This window comes from Bowmanella yangjiangensis, assembly GCF_017255015.1.
GTDB classification, from domain to species: domain Bacteria; phylum Pseudomonadota; class Gammaproteobacteria; order Enterobacterales; family Alteromonadaceae; genus Bowmanella; species Bowmanella yangjiangensis.
On the sequence record NZ_JAFKCS010000075.1, the window covers coordinates 1 to 4,359 of the forward strand.

Consider the following 4,359-nt stretch of genomic DNA (forward strand, 5'->3'; position numbering starts at 1 on the left):
CGCCGCGTGGGTCTGCTGCACCTGGCCGGGCATCAGCTGTCCAGCGCGGCGCAGGCGTTGAGCGAAACCCTGTTACTGGGGGGCTAACCAGGTCACTCGTCCAGCAACGCCAGCAGGCGTTCGGCGAACGCTGCAGGCCTGCCGTCGAACAGGCGCTGCAACGGCTTCCCGTCCGCCAGGTAGTGGTAAAGCTGCAGGCGCTCGGCGAAGTTTCCGGCCAGGCGTGCGGCCGCGCTGATATAGCCGTCGACGTCATCGGCGATCAGCCAGTCGGGCAGTCCGGCGCGGCGCAGCAGCCCTTCGTCGATATGCTCGAATACCTCCGCACCGGTCTTGCACACGCCGGGCAGACCGACCGTCAGTGCATCGATGATGCCGTTGGTGTTGCCGAAGGGGAACGGGCTGAGGAACAGGTCGCAGCGGTTGAACGCACTCAGGTACTGCTGGTAGGGCTGGTGCGGGTAGATGCGTGCATCGGGCAGGTAACGTCGGATCAGGCGCTGCAACTGCGGGTAGAGCAAGCCCTGCGCCTGGCCGATGAGAAAGTGAAAACGCACCTGCTTGCCGTACTGGCGCTGGGTGAGCTGGGCAATCTGTTGGCAGGCCTGGAGGAAGCGCGGGTTGAGCTTCATCGTGGTAGCGGCGATGGCGATCGCCACCTGGTCCCCGTCGTGACGTTCGGGGCGCGGCAGCTCCACGGGGATGGCGGAGGGACGGTAAGGCTGGCCGTCGCTGGGCAGCAGCAGGAGTTTTTCGGCGAAACAGGCCGGGTCGCCAACGAAGTCCTCCTCCACACTGATGTAGTCGATATGGCGAGAGCCAGTGGTGGCTGGATGCCCCAGCGCCGCCACCTGCAAGGGCGCAAGACGCAGGTTGGCGATGAACAGGGTGAGCGGGAACATGCCCACGCTGGGCATGTACAGCACCTGCGGTTGCAGCTCGGCAGCCAGTTCACGCACCTGTCGCACGCAGGCCAGCAGGTCGTTCGGTGCGCTCAGCTCGATGAACTCGTCGAATACCGCACGTCCCAGGTCGTCGACATTGCTGGCATAACCCACGGCGTGCAGGTCGAAATGCTGGCGTGCCGCTTCCAGCGTTCTGGAGTGGGTGCGGTAGATCGAATGGCCGCCGGAGAACCACTCCAGCACCACCAGCATCCTGCGCCTGCCAGTGGTCGGTACAGGTATGGCAGGTGGCAGGGAGTCGATGCCGTTGTTCTCCAGTTTGCGTTCCACCAGCCGGCAGATGGACTGCTTGATGCGATGGCGCTGTGGCAGGTCGGCGTAGCTGCAGTGCATGTACACGTCATGGATGATCGCCACCGGCAGTTGATCCAGGCTGTCGAGGCTGTCCAGCCGCGCCGGCAGCCAGGCCAGCAGCGCTTCACGCTTGGAGTGCGCGGCGGGAGTGCCAAGGAAACGTGGAGAAAGCAACGCCATGCACAGCGCCACGGTCAGGCTGCGGTTCTGTTGCCAGAGCAGTTCCACGTCCAGTGGCAACTGTGACTCGGACGAGTAGAGCACGCAGAATTTCACCAGCTCTGTCGGTGTCACTTCGAACCGAGACGCTTCGCCACCATACAGGTTCAGCGCACGAAGGATATGGTCGGCGTTGACGAAGGAACTGGCGGCGAACAGCGAGGACAGCCAGCGCTGGAAGTTGATCAGCTGATCGAAACCGGTGGGGCTGATCTGGAAGCCAGGGTCGGAGAACAGCGTGGTGATGGCGCTGGTTATCCGAGTCAGCACGTGGGCTTCGAGATCCACTGCGGAGATCGCCGGGGATACCGACAGCACGAACTGGCCGGACAGCTTGCCGTAGTGGCGGTCGATGATCAGCAGCAGGCGGATCAGTTCGCGTGCGGCGGCCTCGTGCTGGCGTGAGTAGCAGAGCTGCTCGAACTGTTCGAGTGAGAAGGTCTCTTCGTTCATGACCTGGCCTTGTAGCGTTGGAGCGGGCAAGACGCGTATGCGGCTTGCCCGCTGTTCTCAGTTTTCGCCCGGTGCCGATGCCTGCAACTGCGACAGATCCAGATCGATCAGGTCGATGCGTGGCGCCAGCGGTGTCTGCCGGTAGTCAGGATACAGAACCTGGCTCCAGGTGCTGCCAGTGGCCTGTTGCTGCAGATGACCGCGCGTGGCCTCACCGTCGCTGCCGAGGATGCTGGCGTTGATCAGCCCGCCGAAGCGATAGAGCACTGCACCACTGCCACTCGCGCCGATGCTGGTGCTGTCGCTGTCGTGGGCGATGTAGGTGCCACCAGGCGCCTGGGCATCGATCAGCAGGATACCGTCGTGCACGCCGAGGCGATTGTTGCCGCTGACGAAGTTCAGCGCCGTGCCGCTGCGACTGGAGGCGGTCAGTGTCAGGTTGCCGTCCGCGCCGGTCAGCACCGTGTTGCTGCCGCTGCTGGTGCCGTTGAAGGTGATGCCGCTGGCACCATTGTCACCGCTGCCGCTGATCGTGATGTCGCCACTGGCCGAGGTCAGCGAGATGCTGTTCGAGCCGCTGCGTACGAACACCCCACTGGCTTCGCTATCACCGTCACTGCGACCGTCGAGGCGGATATCACCGTTGTTGCTGGCGATGGTGACCGAACTGCCGCTGCTGGACGGGTAGAAATGGATGCCGTTACCCGTTCGCGAGTAGCCGTCGAGGCTGATCGAACCACTGCCGGTGGCGCGGAACTCGGTCTGTCCGGTCAGTACGCTGAGGCCATTGGCGTTGTTGGCCTGGCCGCTGATGCTGAGTGTGCCGTTCTCCACGCTGAGCAGGTTGTTGCCGTTGCCGTAGAAGTCCACACCATCGCCCGAACCGGTCGAGCGGCCGACCAGGGTCACGTTGCCGTTGCCGGTCGTCTGAATGATGTTGGTCACGCTGAGCAGGGCGATGCCGTGATCCAGTTCGCTGCTGTCAGGTGAATGGAAGTGACCATCGAGCAGGATGTTGCCGCCCTGCGAGGCGATACGGTTGGTCGAGGCCTGGTCGCTGCCTCCGAGCGCGATGGCGTCCGAGGTGCCCACGCTGTCACCGCGCAGGGTGATGTCGCCAGTCTGCGTGGTGATGGCGACGCCCTGTGAGCTGCCGGTGGAGTTGAGGAAGATGCCGTAGCCGCCGAAGCTGGCGGTGCTGTTGCCGCTGACCTGGATGTCACCGCTGCTGGTCGACAGCGTGATGGCAGCGTTGCTGCCGGAGGGGGCAAGGTCCACGCCACGGCCGGAGATGCTGTTGCCCTCCAGGCTCAGGTTGCCGCTCTGGGTACCGACGCGTATGGCAGAGTCGCTGCCGCTGGCATCCATGTACAGTGCACGGAACGAACCGCTGCCGCTGTTGATCACGCTGTTGTCGGCAGCCAGGCGCACGTCGCCAGCCGTGCTGGCGATATCGATGCTGCTGCCACTGCCCGAGGTGACGAGGCCCAGCGAAGGTGTGCTGCCGCCGGAGCTGTTGCCTTCGACGGTGATGTCGCCATCGCTGAGCAGGTTGATCGAGGCACCGCTGCCGGTGACGTTGAGGATGGTGCCGTAGCTGGCGCCGCTGTCGCCGTTCAGGACGATCCGGCCCGCGTCACTGGCCGTCAGGTTGATCGCGCCATCACCGGCGGCCGCGACGTACAGCCCGCGACCACTCTGGCTGCTGGCCTTGACCGTCAGGGTGCCGCTGCCGACACCAATGTTCTGCGTCGAGCCGCTGGCGGTGGAGCAGATCAGTACACCGAAGCCGGAGGCTGCATTGCCACTCAGGGTGACGTTGCCCGAGCCGCTGGCGGCGATGGTATTGCCGGTGCTGAAGATGCGCGTGCCGTTGCCCGAACCCAGGTTGTCAGCACTGATGTCGATGGCCCCGGTCCCTTCTGTCAGCAGGCTGCTGCCGCCATGCAGGATGAAGGCATCGCCAGTGCCACTGGTACTGGCCTGCAGGGCGGTGATGCTGATGTCGCCGCCGCCGGCATCGATGGTGCTGGCAGAAATGTTCATCGCGGTGGCACTGGCGCCGCTGGCCAGGGTGGCTGAGGTGGCACCGCGAATGGTGACGTCACCACCATGGGTGTCGATCAGACTGGAGCGGATGAACACCCCGGTGCCACTGCTGACGTTGGTGCTGGCGAACGAGCCGTTCGGATCGACGGCGCCGCTGATGGTCAGATCACCACCGTTGGTGCGGATGCTGGCGTTGTTCAGTGCCACCGAGCCGTTGCCGCTGTTGTTGAAGTTGGAGAGCAGCGACACGTTCAGTGTCGCACCATCGGCATGGGTGATGCTGGTACCGGTCATGTTGATGTTGCGGTGAGCGATCAGCGTCAGGCTGGCGTTGCCCTGTGCCTGGACGTCGTCCTGCACGTTGATGTCGCCGGAGGTT

2 protein-coding genes are annotated in these 4,359 nt (G+C 64.3%); both read right to left on the minus strand.

Features of this window, described 5'->3' with window-relative positions; translation table 11 throughout:
- Positions 1 to 92: 92 nt before the first annotated feature.
- On the minus strand, positions 93 to 1,931 hold the full coding sequence (locus J0A65_RS21650; RefSeq protein ID WP_206596404.1) for a hypothetical protein: 1,839 nt from the start codon (positions 1,929 to 1,931) through the stop codon (positions 93 to 95).
- Between the two features lie 57 nt (positions 1,932 to 1,988).
- Positions 1,989 to 4,359 (minus strand): beta strand repeat-containing protein (locus tag J0A65_RS21655; protein ID WP_206596405.1); only part of this gene is annotated, 2,371 nt, incomplete at its 5' end.

Bases quoted from the DNA above. Each gene is read 5' to 3' on its own strand.
- J0A65_RS21650 (WP_206596404.1), bottom strand. From the start codon at position 1,931: ATGAACGAAGAGACCTTCTCACTCGAACAGTTCGAGCAGCTCTGCTAC.